The sequence below is a fragment of the Streptomyces specialis genome (assembly GCF_001493375.1).
GTDB lineage: Bacteria > Actinomycetota > Actinomycetes > Streptomycetales > Streptomycetaceae > Streptomyces > Streptomyces specialis.
Window position 1 is genome coordinate 257,238 of sequence record NZ_LN929896.1, and the last position, 16,507, is coordinate 273,744.

The window sequence follows — 16,507 nt, forward strand, 5'->3', positions numbered from 1 at the left end:
ATGGACCCGCCGGCCGCCCCGACAGCGGTGGGAGACGGCGCCGCGCCCACTATATGAACTGAAGGGCGGGCGTGGGAGAACGGTGCGGAAACCGCTCGCGGCGGACGGTGACCGCCCCCGGCGACGGCAGCGGGCCGCCGGTCTCCCCGGGGGGAGTCCGGCGGCCCGCTCGGCCGTGGCCCGGTGCGCCGTCAGGGTGCCGACGGGCGCCGCCGCGTCACCCGCGCGGCCACGGGTCCGGTCACTTGTCCAGCAGGGACCGCAGCACGTACTGCATGATCCCGCCGTTGCGGTAGTAGTCCGCCTCGCCGGGGGTGTCGATCCGGACGGTGGCGTCGAACTCCACGCCGGTGTCCGTGGTGACCTTGACCGTCGCCGGGATGCCGCCCTCGTTGAGCGCGGTGATGCCGGTGATGGAGAACGTCTCCTCGCCGGTCAGGGCGTAGGAGGCCGCGGAGTGCCCCTCGGGGAACTGGAGCGGCAGCACGCCCATGCCGATCAGGTTCGAGCGGTGGATGCGCTCGTACGACTCGGCGATGACGGCCCGCACGCCCAGCAGCGCGGTGCCCTTGGCGGCCCAGTCACGGGACGAGCCGGAGCCGTACTCCTTGCCGGCCAGCACGACCAGCGGGATGCCGGCGGCCTGGTAGTGCTGCGAGGCGTCGTAGATGAACGCGACCGGGGCGCCGTCCTGGGTGAAGTCCCGCGTGTAGCCGCCCTCGGTGCCGGGCGCGATCTGGTTGCGCAGGCGGATGTTGGCGAACGTGCCGCGGATCATCACCTCGTGGTTGCCGCGACGGGACCCGTAGGAGTTGAAGTCCCGGCGCTCCACGCCGTGTCCGGTCAGGTACTGGCCGGCCGGGGTGTCGGCCTTGATGGCGCCGGCCGGCGAGATGTGGTCGGTGGTGACCGAGTCGCCGAGCTTGGCCAGCACCCGGGCGCCGGTGATGTCGGTGACGGGCTCCGGCTCGGTGCCCATGCCCTCGAAGTACGGGGGCTTGCGGACGTAGGTGGACTCCGGGTCCCACTCGAAGGTGGAGCCGGTGGGGATCGGCAGCGCGTTCCACTGGGCGTCGCCGGCGAAGACGTCGGCGTAGCTCTGGCCGAACATCTCCTGGCCGATGGCGGAGGCGACGACGTCCTCGATCTCCTGCTCGGTGGGCCAGATGTCCCGCAGGTAGACCGGCTTGCCGTCCTGGTCCGCGCCGAGGGGCTCGGCGGTGATGTCCACCTTCATGGAGCCGGCGATGGCGTAGGCGACGACGAGGGGCGGGGACGCCAGGTAGTTCATCTTGACGTCGGGGTTGATGCGGCCTTCGAAGTTCCGGTTGCCGGAGAGGACGGAGACGACGGCGAGGTCGTTGTCGTTGACCGCCTTGGAGATCTCCTCGGGCAGCGGGCCCGAGTTGCCGATGCAGGTGGTGCAGCCGTAACCGACCAGGTTGAAACCGAGCTTGTCCAGGTACGGGGTGAGGCCGGCGCGGTCGTAGTAGTCCATGACGACCTTGGAGCCGGGCGCCAGGGTGGTCTTGACCCACGGCTTGCGGGTCAGGCCGCGCTCCACCGCCTTCTTGGCCAGCAGGGCGGCGCCGACCATGACGGAGGGGTTGGAGGTGTTGGTGCAGGAGGTGATCGCGGCGACGGTGACGGCGCCGTGGTCGATCTCGAACGTGGTGCCGTCGGCGGCGGTGACGGTGACCGGCTTGCTCGGCACGCCGTTGCTGATCGCCGGGGAGTCGGAGGCCGGGAAGGACTCCTTGCCTGCCTCGTCCTCGTCGGTGTCCGGCACGTGGACGCGGACGTCCTCGCCGAACTTCCGCGCGGCGTCGGTGAGGGCGATGCGGTCCTGGGGGCGCTTGGGGCCCGCGATGGACGGCACGACGGAGGAGAGGTCGAGCTCCAGGCGCTCGGAGAACTCCGGCTCACGGGCCGGGTCGTGCCACAGGCCCTGCTCCTTGGTGTACGCCTCGACCAGCGCGAGCTGCTGGGCGTCCCGGCCGGTGAGCCGCAGGTAGTTGATGGTCTCGGCGTCGATCGGGAAGATCGCCGCGGTGGAGCCGAACTCCGGCGACATGTTCCCGATGGTGGCGCGGTTGGCCAGCGGCACGGCGGCCACGCCCTCGCCGTAGAACTCCACGAACTTGCCGACCACGCCGTGCTTGCGCAGCATCTCGGTGATGGTCAGCACCAGGTCGGTGGCGGTGGTGCCGGTGGGCAGCTCGCCGGTGAGCTTGAAGCCGACGACGCGCGGGATGAGCATGGAGACGGGCTGGCCGAGCATCGCGGCCTCCGCCTCGATGCCGCCGACGCCCCAGCCCAGCACGCCCAGGCCGTTGACCATGGTGGTGTGCGAGTCGGTGCCGACCAGGGTGTCCGGGTACGCCTGGCCGTTGCGGACCATGACGGTGCGGGCCAGGTGCTCGATGTTGACCTGGTGGACGATGCCGGTGCCCGGCGGGACGACCTTGAACTCGTCGAACGCCGTCTGGCCCCAGCGCAGGAACTGGTAGCGCTCGCGGTTGCGGCCGTACTCCAGCTCGACGTTCTGCTGGAAGGCGTCGGGGGTGCCGAACTTGTCGGCGATGACGGAGTGGTCGATGACCAGCTCGGCCGGGGCGAGCGGGTTGATGCGCGCCGGGTCGCCGCCCAGCTCCTTGACGGCCTCGCGCATGGTCGCGAGGTCCACGACGCAGGGCACGCCGGTGAAGTCCTGCATGATCACGCGGGCGGGCGTGAACTGGATCTCCTGGCTCGGCTGAGCATCGGGATCCCAGCCGCCCAGCGCCCTGATGTGGTCGGCGGTGATGTTCGCCCCGTCCTCGGTGCGGAGCAGATTCTCCAGCAGAACCTTCAGGCTGTACGGAAGGCGGTCCGACCCCGCCACCTTGTCCAGCCGGAAGATCTCGTACGACTCGTCGCCCACCCGCAGCGTGCTGCGGGCGTCGAAGCTGTTCGCCGACACGACTGTCTCCTTCAACACATGATTCGCGCGTACTACCGCAATCCTGCCGCCCGCACCGTGACGCGGCGCGCTGAGGTGACCCTTAGCGCCCCATCGAGGACGCGGCGGCAGCGTCGTCCTGCACCAGATATCTCGATGTCGAGATAACACTAACTCATGGAGGGCGCGCGGTCATGCGGCGGCCGGTGGTGATCTGTCGCGGCGAAGGCCGAGTGGCCGTTGGGGCCTGACCGCCCGGGGAGACGGCGGGCGGAGCGTCGCACGCGTACGGCGATCCCGTGCTCAGCGCCTTCGGTCCGGACCGGTTTCCCCGGGCCGGTACGACGCGGGGACCACCGGCGGCCATGTGGGTGACGAGTCATGGCTGAGGCGGGGCCGGTGGGGGGCGATGTCCGGGCCGAGGAGCAGCTCGGGTCTGTTCGGCGGCCGGCTGGGAATTCGTGTCCGTTGGCGCCCCGATCCGGTGTGGATGACCGAGGCGGAGACGTAACAGTTCGGGCTTGGGGTCCTGGAATTCCAGAGCCTTGAGGAGTTCGCCCCGTACTCGGCCCTCGGAGTGCCCGAGCGAGTGCACGAACCGCAACGGCAGCATTCAGGCCGGCCGACGTAAAAACCATGGCAGCACGCAAAAGACCCCCTGCATCGGAGCGGACCGGTAAGACCGGCGCGCGAGGGGGGTGAGCACCGACTCGGTCGGGTTTTCCGCCTTCTCCCGCGCTTGCCCCGTCAGCCGTCCCCGCGCCGGTCGAGGCACCATCCCCCGCCGGAGCCCCTGCGACCTCCCCACCTTGATCACTCGGATATCGATGAGAAGCATTCAGGTCCGGTGAGGCGGCACATGAATCGCGAGGAAAATGTCCCGGCGCGCTCAGAGGGCGCCATACGCGGCACAAGGACACATGACGCAGTACGCACGGTTGATCGATTGATCACTCGATCGTGCATTCTTCCGCTTTTCCGCCCGGCGGGACACTACGCTCGAAAGGCCGCATGGTACCGGCACGACGCTGGAGGTGCGGCGGTGGAGGGAGAGGGCGTGACGCGAGAAGGACGACAACGCGAAAGTCTGGACGGCCAGGTGCTGCTGCTGGCGGCCGGGCTGGCCGACCTGGCGGTGAGCACGCTGGGGTCGGCCGTGGGGACGGCGCGGGGACTGCTGCGCCGCTCGGATGCCGCGGAGCTGGCCGCGGAGGCCGAGCACGACCTCAGGGCGCGCGGGCGCCTGGTGCTGGACCGGTACGGGACCGTGCCCCTCCCCCACCTGGAGATCCTCGCCCGGCACGCCGTGGCCCGGAAGACGGCCGATGACGTCTGACCGGTGGGATCCGGCCTCGTTCAAGACCCGCGTCGATGAGGTGCTGCACCGGTTCGTCGCCCAGGAGGCCGACGAGTTCGCGGCGATCGATCCGATGCTGGACGCGGTGGCTGAGCAGTTGGAGGTGGCGGTCGCGGAGGGCAAGCGGCTGCGGGCGGCGTTCTGCTACTGGGGATGGCGTGCGGCGGGCCAGCCGGACAACGACGCGCTGGTGCGAGCGGCGGCCTCCATGGAGCTGGTACACGCCGCCGCGGTCGTGCACGACGACCTGATCGACGACAGCCCGCTGCGGCGCGGGCGGCCCACCGCACATGTCGCCCTGCGCTGTGCCGCGGGGCCTCGTCCGGGCGCCGACGCCGCCGGGAGGTCGCTGGCCATCCTGGTGGGAGACCTGCTGATGGCGCTTGCCGGGCAACTGTTCGCCACGAGCGGCCTGCCCGCCGCCTATCTCGTCCGGGCCCGCCCGTTGTGGTCGGTGATGGCCCGCGAACTGATCGCGGGCGAGTGCCTGGAGATACTGCGCACCGGGACCACGCCGGACACCGGGGCATCGCTGAAGGTGATCCGGTACAAGACCGCCAAGTACACCGCCGAGCAGCCCATGCTGATCGGCGGCGCCCTGGCCGGGGCGGGCGCACGGCTGCGCGAGGGGTACTCCGCGTACGGGCTGCCGCTGGGCGAGGCGTTCCAGCTCCGGGACGACTTGCTCGGCGTGTTCGGGGACCAGGAGGACACCGGCAAGGCCAGTACCGACGATGTGCGCGGTCAGCGGCCCACGGCGCTGCTGGCAGAGACGTGGCGGCTCGCCGACGAGGGCGAGCGGGTGATGCTGGGTGCCCTGCTGGGCCGGGGTGACCTGGACAAGGAGGGGCTGGACGCGGTGCGCGAGGTGATGCGCCGGCTGAAGGCTCCCGACCGGATCGAGGAGATGATCAGCGCGCGGGTCGAGGAGGCCCTCGCCGCCCTTCACGGGCTGGGCGTACCGGCGCCCGCCACCGCCGCCCTGACCGCGCTGGCGCATTCGGCGACGGTCCGCCTGTCCTGACTCCCGTACCGGGCGGCGCAGGTCCGTGTCATCCCGGGCAGCCGCCCCTCCCCCTGTCGTGGCCCATCCCGTGAAAGGCAAGGAGCCCTGCCCATGACCTATACCGAGGCATCGATGGACGCCCTGCGGCAGGCCGGTGACGAGCTCGCCGACGCCACTGTCGCCGCACTCTTCGCACGCGGGGAGGTGGGCAAGTTCAACACCCTGATGCGCTACGTCTCCGTGGCCGGCGCTCCGCTGCCGGACGGGCTGCCCGACGTCGCGCACGAGTACCTGGAGGCCACCCGCGTCCCGCCGTCCTGGGTGGACTGGTCGGAGATGGAGAAGGCCCGGCTGTTCTTCATCGACAACAACGTGCACATCTCCACCGCGCTGTCCTTCGCCTCCATGCCCGCCTGCTACGTCGTTCCGCACGTGGCGAAGCTGCTGTCGGCCACCCACGGGCTGGCGTACCCCTCCAAGCGGATGGCGGAGACCGGCCAGTTCACCGTCTACCTGATGCAACCCGACGCCTTCGAGGCCGGTAGCCGCTTCATCCCCGCCGCCCAGAAGGTCCGCCTCCTGCACGCCTCCATCCGCCACCACCTCAAGCGCGAGAACCGCTGGGACACCGGGGCCCACGGGACGCCGATCTGCCAGGAGGACATGATCGGCGGGCAGATGTGCTTCTCCCTGCTCGTGCTGGACAGCCTGCACCGCCTCGGCATCCACATGTCGACGGAAGGCGCGGAAGCCTACTACTACGCGTGGCGCGTCGTCGGAGCCATGCTCGGTGTCGACCAGGACGCCGTCCCGAAGACCCTGGACGAGGCCCGCCGGTTCTTCGACCTGTACCTGGTCCGGCACATGGGGCCTTCCGAGGAGGGCACGCACCTGACCCGGCAGTTGATCGACCTCTACGAGGAGGTGGTGCCCGGCACCTTCTTCGACCCGATCGTCTCCGCCCTCATCCGCTACCTCGTCGGCGACACCTGCGCCGACTGGCTCCAGGTGCCGCGCACGCCGTGGGACACCGTCGTCAAGACCGTTCCTCACCTCCTCGGCGTCCTGGAGGCCATCGAGGACCGCTCCCCGCTCGGCGCCTGGGCCCTGGACCGCCTCGGCCACCTCACCGCCGTCCTCGAGCTGTCCTCCCTCACCCGCGGACGCGTCATGCACTACGCGATCCCCGACACGTTGAAGAAGGACTACGGCATCTCCAGCACGGTGCCCCCCACCCACCGGTGGAGCCCGCCGGCCGCCACCGTCTCCTGACCCACACGCGCGGGTGTGCGTCGGGGCGCGGGCACTCCGCCGGGAGACTCCTGAGTTCCGTGCCGGGTGCTCGGCCGGCTGTCCGTTTCCGTTCATCGCGCGTCTTCCTCCGTCGTGTTCTGTCACCGGGGCGGCGGAGGGAACCGGTCTTCGCGCAGGTCGGAGCGGTGACGCCCGGTTGCGGGCCGGCCGGGTCCCGGGGACCGTGGGAGCGGGCCGCGAGAGCCTCACGGCGTGTCGTCACCCGAACGGCCGTCTCAGCAGGTAGTCATCTCATATCTGAGATAGAGTCGCGCACATGATCGACGACTACCTCGTCCGGATCGGACAGCTCATCCGGGACGCACGCCAGCATCGCGGCTGGACACAACTCCAGCTCGCCGAGGCACTGGGGACCAGCCAGAGCGCGGTCAACCGCATCGAGCGCGGCAATCAGAACATCACGCTTGAGATGATCGCCCGCATCGGTGAAGCACTGGACAGCGAGATCGTGTCCCTCGGTTACGCGGGTCCCATGCATCTGCGGGTGGTCGGCGGACGGCGGCTGCACGGCGCCATCGACGTCAAGACGAGCAAGAACGCCTGCGTCGCGCTGCTGTGCGCCTCCCTGCTCAACTCCGGCCGCACCGTGCTGCGCCGCGTCGCCCGCATCGAGGAGGTCTTCCGCATCCTGGAGGTCCTCGGCTCGATCGGCGTGCGCAGCCGCTGGATCAACGACGGCGCGGACCTGGAGATCGTGCCTCCGGCCGAACTGGACCTGGACGCCATCGACACCGAGGCGGCCCGGCGCACGCGCAGCATCATCATGTTCCTGGGGCCGCTGCTGCACCGGATGGACCAGTTCCGGATTCCCTACGCGGGCGGCTGCGACCTGGGCACCCGGACCATTCAGCCGCACATGATGGCGCTGCGGCGGTTCGGCCTGGACATCACCGCCACCGAGGGCGTCTACCACGCCACCGTGAACCGGCAGGTCACCCCCGACCGGCCCATCGTGCTGACCGAACGCGGTGACACCGTGACGGAGAACGCGCTGCTGGCCGCCGCCCGGCACGACGGGGTGACCGTCATCCGCAACGCCTCGTCGAACTACATGGTCCAGGACCTGTGCTTCTTCCTGGAGGAGCTGGGTGTCCGCATCGACGGCGTCGGCACCACGACGCTCACCGTGCACGGTGTGGCCGACATCGACCGCGACGTCGACTACTCCCCCTCCGAGGACCCGGTCGAGGCCATGAGCCTGATCGCCGCCGCCGTGGTCACCGAGTCCCAGCTCACCATCCGGCGGGTGCCGCTGGAGTTCCTGGAGATCGAGCTGGCGGTGCTGGAGGGCATGGGCCTGGACCACGACCTCGGCCCCGAGTACCCGGCGGACAACGGCCGCACCCGGCTGGCGGACCTGACCGTCCGGCCCTCCAAGCTGGAGGCGCCGATCGACAAGATCCACCCGATGCCGTTCCCCGGGCTGAACATCGACAACGCGCCCTTCTTCGCCGCCATCGCGGCCTCGGCTCACGGCTCGACGCTCATCCACGACTGGGTGTACGACAACCGCGCCATCTACCTGACGGACCTCAACCGGCTCGGTGGGCGGCTCCAGCTCCTCGACCCGCACCGGGTGCTCGTGGAGGGGCCGACCCGCTGGCGGGCCGCCGAGATGATGTGCCCGCCCGCCCTGCGCCCGGCGGTCGTGGTGCTGCTGGCGATGATGGCCGCCGAGGGCACCTCGGTGCTGCGCAACGTGTACGTGATCAACCGGGGTTACGAGGATCTGGCCGAGCGGCTGAACTCCGTGGGCGCGCAGATCGAGACGTTCCGCGACATCTGATCCGGCGGACCGCTGGGCCGGGCCGGCGCCACGCTGGTGGCGCCGGCCCGGCCTTCGTCGTGACGGGCACCGGTGCCGGTGGAGGACGCGGCGGCAACGCGACAGATCACGTCCGGGTCGGGGCGGAGAAGGGCGCGAAACGGTCACGGTTGCCTGCCGGTTCGATCAATTTCCTCGCGTGGCATGAGCGGCGCTCATCCGGGGGAAGGTGACAAAGGACCGGCAAAAACCCGGCTGCGGTGAGGAGTTCCGTCATGGACCAGGCACTGGACAACAGGCTGGACAATCGGCTGGACCACAGGACCACGCGGCGGACGCTGGTGCTCTTCGGCGCCACGTGCGTGCTGGCGGTGCTCGCCTCGCCGTTGTTCGTCCTCTACGAGCTGTTGCTCGGCGCGTTCGGGCTGGTGGCGACGGGCATGCTCGCCCGGATCCGGGAGAACGCGGGCGTGATGACCGCCACCGTGGTCTTCGCCGGGATCCTGGCGGGCAGCCTCCCCTATCTGGTGGCGGCCCCGTTCGTCCCCTGAGCGCCCGAGGCCGCGCGGGTCACGCGGTCCGTCCCGGGTGTGGCATCGCTCGCCGGTGCGTAGCGTGGGGAGTGTGTACGAGCGACGTCGCCGCCGTTACTTCGCGCTGATGGGCGTCTGTGTGGCGCTCTTCGTCGGCGCGTGGGGCGTGGTGCGGTTGTGGTCGGTGCCGCTGGCCATCGTGATGTGTCTGGTCGCGGCGGTGATTCTGCCCGTGGCGGCGATCACCGCGAACCGGCGGGAGCCGGACGACCGCTGGTGGGACGAGAGGTAGCGGTTCACCACGGCAGCTCGCGGATCTGCTGGACGCACAGCACCACGAAGAGCGCCCCGGAGGCCGCCAGCATCACGTTGCCGAACGGGCCGTTGCGCCAGCGGTCCGGTACGCGGCCGGTGTTGAGCAGCCACAGCAGGGTCAGCGCGAGGAACGGCATGAAGAACGCGCCCAGCACCCCGTAGGTCAGGATCAGCCCCACCGGCTCGTCCAGGAAGAGCAGCCCCATCGGCGGGAACGTCAGCCACAGCAGGTACGCGCGGAACGGTCCGGACCGTTCCGGCTCGGGGTGGCCGTGGGCGACGAAGTCGGTGAACAGCAGGCTCACCCCGTGCCAGACGCCGATGACGGAGCTGAAGGAGGCGGCGAAGAACCCGATCAGGAACAGGTCGGCGGTGACCGCGCCGAAGCGGTCCTCCAGTACCTCGCCCAGATCGAGCAGCCCCCGGTCGCCGGTCGCCAGGGCGATGTCGGCGGCGTGCAGCAGCTCGGCGCCGATGACCAGCATGGCGACGACGAACAGCCCGGTCGTGGCGTAGGCGACGCGGTTGTCCAGGCGCATCACCGGCATCCAGGCGGGGCCGCGCCAGCCCTTGGCGGTCACCCAGTACCCGTACGCGGCCAGGGTGATGGTGCCGCCGACGCCGCCGAGCAGACCGAGTGTGTACAGCACGGAGCCGTCGGGCAGCGTGGGCACCAGCCCCGCCGCCAGGGCGCCCGCGTCGGGGCCGACGCGGACGGCGATGCCGGCCACCACCAGGAACATGACACCGACGAAGCCCGTCATCAGCTTCTCGACCACGGCGTAGCGGTTGAACCAGACGCAGGCCAGGCCGAGCAGCCCGGACAGGATGCCCCAGACGCGCAGCGAGGGCCCGTCGGGGAAGAGCGCGACGAGCGGCAGGGCGCTGGCGGACATGGCGGTCGCGCCGTAGACGAACCCCCAGACGACGATGTACGCCCCGAAGTACCGCACGGGCCACCGGCCGAGCGAGCGCCAGCCGTCGAACACCGTGGTGCCGGTGGCCAGATGCCAGCGCCCGGTGGCCTCGGCGAGGGAGATCTTGACCAGGCAGCCGAGCACCGCCGCCCACAGCCTGTCTCTCCTACACCTCTGACGCTGCCGCCGAAGAGGAAAGTGCTGATCTCCCTGTCTTCCCCAACCCCCAACCTGCACTTACCTCCCCGTACTTGCGTCCACCAGATCCCCCGCGCCCACCCCGGTCGCCGCCACCACCAGCCCCGGGCCGATGAACCGCCAGCGTGTCCTGGGGAGTTGTCCTTCGTCGTCCACGGGAAGGTTCTGCCCATCAGGCGCCGCCCGATACGCGAAGGCGAACGTGCCGGAATGCCGCCGGTGGGGCCGCCGGGACGGCTGGTTCACTGGGTTCCATGACCGAGACAACGGATACCCGCACCCCGGAACTCGCCGACCTCGCCCGTCACTTCCACTCCCTGCACCAGGACGCCACCCCGCTGGTGCTGCCCAACGCCTGGGACGCGCTCAGTGCCCGGCTCGTGGTGCGGGCCGGCGCCACCGCCGTCGCCACCACCAGCTCCGGCACGGCCTGGAGCATGGGCGTCCCGGACGGTGAACGGCTCGACCGGCGCCAGGCCCTGGAGCTGATCGCCCGGATCGCCGCGGCCGTGCCCGTCCCGGTGACGGCCGACATCGAGAGCGGCCTCGCCCGGGACGCGGCCGGTGTCGGGGAGACCGTGCGCGGGGTGCTGGAGGCGGGAGCGGTCGGGGGCCACCTGGAGGATGCCGACCACGGCGGACCCGAGCCCCCGCGCGCGGCGGCCGACCCGGCACGGCGGCTGGAGGCGGCCCGCGCGGCGGGCGACGCGCTGGGCGTGCCGGTGTTCGTCAACGCGCGGGTGGACGTCTTCCTGCGCGGTGTCGGCGACCGCACGGCCGACCGGATGCGGCGGACCCTGGAACGGGCCGAGGCGCATCTGGCGGCGGGCGCGGACGGCCTCTTCGTGCCGGGCGTCACCGACGCGGAGCTGATCGCGGAACTCGCGGCGGCCCTGCCCGTGCCGCTCAACGTGCTGGCGGGCCCCGGCGCGCCACCCGTCCCGGCCCTGGCGGCGGCGGGCGCGGCCCGTGTCAGCGTCGGCTCGGCGCTGGCCCGGTCCGCCTACGCGCTGGCCGAACGGGCGGCGCGGGAGATCCTCACGGCGGGCACGTTCGAAGGACTCGCCGGGGGCCACGAATACAGTGACCTGGACGCTCTGGACGCCCTGATGGCCGCACCCCGCGATCCGCGGGCCGGGGAGACGCCCGCGTCGTGACGGACCCGCGCCCGGAGGGAAGGGCGTCCAGAATGGTGGTATGACCTTCCACGTCGATTCCGAGACCGGGCGGCTGCGCCGCGTGATCCTGCACCGCCCGGGCCTGGAGCTGAAGCGGCTCACCCCCACCAACAAGGACGAGTTGCTCTTCGACGACGTGCTGTGGGTGCGCCGCGCGCAGCAGGAGCACGACGTCTTCTCGGGGCTGCTGCGCGCCCGGGGCGTCGAGGTTCACCTGTTCGGGGACCTGCTCGCGCGGAGCCTCGACGTCCCGGCCGCCCGCGCCCTGGTGCTGGACCGGGTCTTCGACGAGCGCGAGTACGGCCCGCTCGCCACGGACCTGCTGCGCTCGGTCTTCGACGCGCTGCCGACCGCGGAGCTGGCGGAGGCGCTGATCGGCGGGATGACCAAGCGGGAGTACCTGGAGCGGCACGAGGAGCCGTCGTCCGTGCGGTTCCACGTGATGGAGCCGGACGACTTCCTGCTGCGTCCGCTGCCCAACCACCTCTTCGCCCGCGACGCCTCGGCCTGGGTCTACGACGGGGTGGCGATCAACGCGATGCGCTGGCCGGCCAGGCAGCGGGAGACCGTCCACTTCGAGGCGGTGTACCACCACCATCCCCTGTTCACCGGGCCGGACGCGGGCACGTTCCACACCTGGTCGGAGGGGCGGGGCGCGCATCCGTCCACCATCGAGGGCGGCGACGTGCTGGTGATCGGCAACGGCGCGGTGCTGGTCGGGATGAGCGAGCGGACCACGCCGCAGGCCGTGGAGCTGCTGGCCCGGCGGCTGTTCGGGGCCGGGTCGGCGCGCTGCATCGTGGCCCTGGACCTGCCGAAGCGGCGGGCGTTCATGCACCTGGACACGGTGCTGACGATGGTGGACGGCGAGACGTTCACGCAGTACGCGGGGCTGGGGATGCTCCGCTCGTACACCATCGAGCCGGGCGGGGACGGGCAGGAGCTGAAGGTCACCGACCACCCGCCGGAGCACATGCACCGGGCGATCGCCGCCGCGCTCGGGCTGGATCGCGTCCGGGTGCTGACGCCGGTTCAGGACGTGCGCTCGGCGGAGCGCGAGCAGTGGGACGACGGCTGCAACGTGCTGGCCGTCGAACCCGGCGTCGTGGTGGCGTACGAGCGGACGGTCACCGCCAACACGTACCTGCGGGACCAGGGGTTCGAGGTGCTGGAGATCCCCGGCAGCGAGCTGGGCCGGGGCCGGGGCGGGCCCCGCTGCATGAGCTGCCCGGTGGAACGGGACCCGGTCCGCTGACCGCGCGGGGCGGGTACGGGTCAGGCCGCGGCCGGGCCGCCGCTGGAACGCCTGACGTGGAGGCGCGGCACCAGCGCGATCCCTCTCTCTTATCCACCTCTGACGCCGCCGACGAAGTGGACAGCTTTGCTCTGCCTTGCCCCCGTCGCCCCTATCACAGCAACATCACACTCAACAGCCCTCCCGCCCACCCTCTCCCCCACCAACATCCTACGGCGTCAGAGGGGGATAAGAGACAGCCGTCATGCGGTCGAGCAGGAGGTGCGCCGCGGTCTCGCCGACCGCGTGGCGGGGCGGGGCGACGGCGGTCAGGGGAACGTCGGCCAGCGCCGCCAGGTCGTCCTCGTAGGCGACGAGCGCGAAATCGGCGGGGACCAGGACGCCGCGCTGCCGCAGCCGTTGCAGGACGCCGAGGGCGATCTGGTCGTCCAGGACCAGGGCGGCCCGCAGGCCGTCCCGTTCGCGGGCCTCGCAGAGCCGGTCCACGGCCGCGTCGATGGCGGCGGGGGCGGCGTCGCGCGGCACGGTGACGGGCGGGCCCGCGTCGTCCAGGCCGCAGGCGGCGGCCCCGGCGGCGAAGCCCTCGGCCACCCGATGCGCGGTCGGGTCCTCGCGCAGCACCAGGGCGACGCGCCGGTGGCCGAGGGCGGCGAGGTGCCGGACCGCGCCGGCCGCGCCGCGCACGTGGTCCGACAGCACCGAGTCCAGCTCGGCGAGGGGACTGCCGGGGGGCGTGGCGCGGTCGACCAGGACGGTCGGCACGCCGGTGCCGGCCAGCCGTCCGGCCTCGCCGGGCGGGGGCGTGCCCCGCGGCCAGGCGGGCACCAGCAGCAGGCCCTCGGCGCCGGACTCCAGCAGGCGGGCCACCTGGCGCGGGTCCTCGTCCGGGTCGTGGTGGGAGAGGCCGACGACCAGCCGGCCGTCGCGCGCCGCGACCGCGTCGCGGACGCCGCGCACCAGCTCCGCGAAACACCGCTCGGGGCCGGGGACGACCATGCCGAGCACCGGGACGGCCCGGACCGCCTCGGCCCCCGGCCAGACGACGGCGCCGTGCAGCCGGCGCAACCGTCCCTGGGCGGCCAGCGCCTCCACGTCACGGCGGACCGTCACGGGCGACACCCCCAGCTCGCGGGCGAGGTCCGCGACCCGCAAACTGCCCCGGGAACGCACGAGTTCGAGCACCCGCCCGTGCCGCTGGTCCACATGCGTCCGCATGCCGGTCCCCCTCCTCCGCCGGTTTCCGCGAGGATCACCGTACCTCCGGCCGTACGGAAACAGCCTTGCATAGTCATGTAGGATGACGTATACAATTTCAGCTTGCCTCAGTCCATCCGAGCGACGCACCTACGGAGCCGCCATGGCGACAGAGCTCACGGGCCGCCACTTTCTCAAGGAGCTCGACCTCACCCCCGAGGAGTTCCGCTCCCTGGTCGGTCTCGCCACCGGGCTCAAGGCCGCCAAGCGGTCCGGCTCCGAGGTGCGGCACCTCACCGGGAAGCACATCGCGCTGATCTTCGAGAAGAGCTCGACGCGCACGCGCTGCGCGTTCGAGGTGGCCGCCGCCGACCAGGGCGCCGCCACCACCTATCTCGACCCGGCCGGCTCCCACCTCGGGTACAAGGAGTCGACCCGGGACACCGCCCGGGTCCTGGGCCGGATGTTCGACGCCATCCAGTACCGGGGCAGTGCCCAGCGGACCGTCGAGGAGCTGGCGGAGCACGCCGGGGTCCCGGTGTACAACGGGCTGACCGACGAGTGGCACCCCACGCAGATGCTGGCCGACGTGCTCACCATGACCGAGCACAGCACCAAGCCGCTGGAGTGGATGGCCTTCGCCTACCTCGGCGACGCCCGCAACAACATGGGCAACTCCTACCTGATCACCGGCGCGTTGCTCGGCATGGACGTGCGGATCGTGGCGCCCGAGTCGCTCTGGCCGGAGGCGCCGGTCCGCGCCGAGGCCGCCCGGCTCGCCGCGTCCACCGGCGCCCGGATCACCCTCACGGAGGAGGTGGCCGAGGGCGTGCGGGGCGCGGACTTCGTGGCCACCGATGTCTGGGTCTCGCTCGGTGAGCCCCCGGAGGTGTGGGACGAGCGGATCGCGCTGCTGAAGCCGTACGCCGTGGGGATGGACGTGCTGCGCGCGACCGGCAACCCGGACGTGCGGTTCCTGCACTGCCTGCCCGCCTTCCACGACCTCGGCACCCGGGTGGCGCGCGAGATCCACGCCCGGCACGGGCTGGAGTCCCTCGAAGTCACCGACGAGGTCTTCGAGTCGCCGCACTCCGTCGTCTTCGACCAGGCGGAGAACCGGCTGCACACCATCAAGGCGCTCATGGTCGCCACCCTGGGCTGAGGGCCGGCGGGCGTCGGGCCGGGCGTCACGGCGGGCGTCACGGCCCGTTCACCGGGCGGGGATAGGGTCGCGGACGTCGTGAAGTCCCCCGCGTCTCCCCCGTCCCCGGAGGCTCCCGTGCCCCACGTCCGGCCCGACGTGCCGCTCCGCACCATCGCCCGGGAGTGGGGGCGGATCGGCGTCCTCGGGTTCGGCGGGCCGCCGACGCACATCGCCCTGCTGCGCGAGTTGTGCGTGACGCGCCGGCGCTGGTTCTCCGCGCGGGACTTCGAGGACGGCATCGCGGCGACCAACCTGCTGCCCGGCCCCGCCTCGACCCAGCTCGCGATCCTCACCGCCTGGTGGCTGCGCGGCGCGCGGGGCGCGCTGGTGGGCGGCTTCTGCTTCATCGTGCCGGGACTGATCCTGATCCTGGCGCTGGCCGCGCTGTTCCTCTCGGGCAACCCCCCGGCCTGGGTCAACGGCGCGGCGGCCGGGGCCGGTTCGGCCGTGGCGGCGGTGGCCGTGCAGGCGGGCACGCGGATGGTCCCGGACAGCGTGCGCCGCGCGGCGGGCCGGGCCGGGCGGGCGCGCTGGGCCTGCTACCTCGTCGCGGGCGGCCTGGCGTCCGTCCTGCTCGGACCGTGGCTGGTGGTGGTGCTGCTGGCCACCGGGCTGACCGAACTCGCGGTGCGCCGGGCCCGCGGGACCCGGACCCCCGCGCCCGCCGTGGCGCGCGAACGCCGCGCCGGCCGCGCCCGGTTGTGGGCGTTCCTGGCGGCCCTCCCGGTCACCGCGGCGGCGGCCTCGCTCTCGGCGCTGACGTGGACCGCGTACAAGGTCGGCGCGCTCTCCTACGGCGGCGGGTTCGTCATCATCCCGCTGATGCGGTCCGACGCCGTGGACGGCCACGGCTGGATGACGGACGGCGAGTTCCTCAACGCGGTGGCCCTCGGGCAGATAACGCCGGGGCCGGTGGTGCAGACGGTCGCGGTCGTCGGCTGGGCGGCGGGCGGCCTCGCCGGTGGACTCCTCGCCTCGGCGGTCGCGTTCGGGCCGTCGTTCCTGCTGATCCTGCTGGGCGCGGGGCACTTCGAGCGCATCCGGTCGGCGCCCGCCGCGCAGGCGTTCTTCGACGGCGCGGGCCCGGCGGTGATCGGCGCGATCTGCGGCTCGGCGGTGCCGCTGGCGCTCGCGCTCCAGCACGCCTGGCAGTACGGCGTCCTCGGCCTGGCGGCCGTGGCGCTGCTCGCGCTGCGCCGGGGCGTGGTCGGCACGCTCCTGGCCTGCGGCGGACTCGGTGTGGCGGCGGCGCTGGCGGGCTGGGCGGTGTCCTGACCGGACGGCCGGGACCTTCCCGGGACCGGGCTGTCGCGGGGCCGGACCTCTCTCG

At 72.0% G+C, this 16,507-nt stretch carries 12 protein-coding genes and 1 pseudogene; 10 read left to right on the plus strand and 3 right to left on the minus strand.

The window, feature by feature from the left end:
- Positions 1-241 precede the first annotated feature (241 nt).
- Entirely contained in the window at positions 242-2,962 is a 2,721-nt protein-coding gene (acnA, locus tag BN2279_RS19400; protein WP_059011387.1) for an aconitate hydratase AcnA, read from the minus strand.
- Between the two features lie 1,036 nt (positions 2,963-3,998).
- Here acnA and BN2279_RS19405 point away from each other — a divergent pair.
- The 6 genes from BN2279_RS19405 to BN2279_RS19430 all read left to right on the plus strand — a co-directional run bounded on the left by BN2279_RS19405 (position 3,999) and on the right by BN2279_RS19430 (position 9,208).
- Complete coding sequence (locus BN2279_RS19405; protein WP_059012569.1) at positions 3,999-4,277, plus strand: hypothetical protein; 279 nt, start codon at positions 3,999-4,001, stop codon at positions 4,275-4,277.
- Positions 4,267-5,322, plus strand: a complete 1,056-nt coding sequence (locus BN2279_RS19410; RefSeq protein ID WP_059011389.1) for a polyprenyl synthetase family protein — start codon at positions 4,267-4,269, stop codon at positions 5,320-5,322. The genes BN2279_RS19405 and BN2279_RS19410 overlap by 11 nt, the downstream gene beginning before the upstream one ends.
- Positions 5,323-5,415: 93 nt before the next feature.
- The gene (locus BN2279_RS19415) at positions 5,416-6,576 is read left to right on the plus strand and encodes an oxygenase MpaB family protein (RefSeq protein WP_059011391.1); all 1,161 of its coding nucleotides are present in this window, start codon (positions 5,416-5,418) and stop codon (positions 6,574-6,576) included.
- A 298-nt stretch (positions 6,577-6,874) separates the two neighbouring features.
- Positions 6,875-8,404, plus strand: a complete 1,530-nt coding sequence (locus BN2279_RS19420) for a helix-turn-helix domain-containing protein (RefSeq protein WP_059011393.1) — start codon at positions 6,875-6,877, stop codon at positions 8,402-8,404.
- A 254-nt stretch (positions 8,405-8,658) separates the two neighbouring features.
- Positions 8,659-8,934, plus strand: a complete 276-nt coding sequence (locus BN2279_RS19425) for a hypothetical protein (protein WP_059011395.1) — start codon at positions 8,659-8,661, stop codon at positions 8,932-8,934.
- Between the two features lie 73 nt (positions 8,935-9,007).
- Positions 9,008-9,208 (plus strand): DUF3099 domain-containing protein, encoded by a 201-nt coding sequence (locus BN2279_RS19430; protein ID WP_059011397.1) that lies wholly within the window; start codon positions 9,008-9,010, stop codon positions 9,206-9,208.
- Positions 9,209-9,212: 4 nt separating this feature from the next.
- Here BN2279_RS19430 and BN2279_RS19435 read toward each other — a convergent pair.
- A pseudogene (locus BN2279_RS19435) lies at positions 9,213-10,502 on the minus strand (Nramp family divalent metal transporter).
- 98 nt (positions 10,503-10,600) lie between these two features.
- Here BN2279_RS19435 and BN2279_RS19440 point away from each other — a divergent pair.
- Entirely contained in the window at positions 10,601-11,503 is a 903-nt protein-coding gene (locus BN2279_RS19440; RefSeq protein ID WP_059011399.1) for an isocitrate lyase/PEP mutase family protein, read from the plus strand.
- Positions 11,504-11,543: 40 nt separating this feature from the next.
- Positions 11,544-12,779 (plus strand): arginine deiminase, encoded by a 1,236-nt coding sequence (locus BN2279_RS19445; RefSeq protein WP_059011401.1) that lies wholly within the window; start codon positions 11,544-11,546, stop codon positions 12,777-12,779.
- A 210-nt stretch (positions 12,780-12,989) separates the two neighbouring features.
- Here BN2279_RS19445 and BN2279_RS19450 read toward each other — a convergent pair whose 3' ends face one another.
- Positions 12,990-13,994 carry a LacI family DNA-binding transcriptional regulator gene (locus BN2279_RS19450; protein WP_059011402.1) on the minus strand — a complete coding sequence of 335 codons (1,005 nt, stop codon included), beginning with the start codon at positions 13,992-13,994 and terminating at the stop codon, positions 12,990-12,992.
- A 142-nt stretch (positions 13,995-14,136) separates the two neighbouring features.
- Here BN2279_RS19450 and argF point away from each other — a divergent pair, with 142 nt between their 5' ends.
- The gene (argF, locus tag BN2279_RS19455) at positions 14,137-15,135 is read left to right on the plus strand and encodes an ornithine carbamoyltransferase (RefSeq protein ID WP_059011404.1); all 999 of its coding nucleotides are present in this window, start codon (positions 14,137-14,139) and stop codon (positions 15,133-15,135) included.
- 117 nt (positions 15,136-15,252) lie between these two features.
- Positions 15,253-16,452, plus strand: coding sequence for a chromate efflux transporter (gene chrA, locus BN2279_RS19460; protein WP_059011406.1), 1,200 nt, complete (start codon positions 15,253-15,255; stop codon positions 16,450-16,452).
- Positions 16,453-16,507 lie beyond the last annotated feature (55 nt).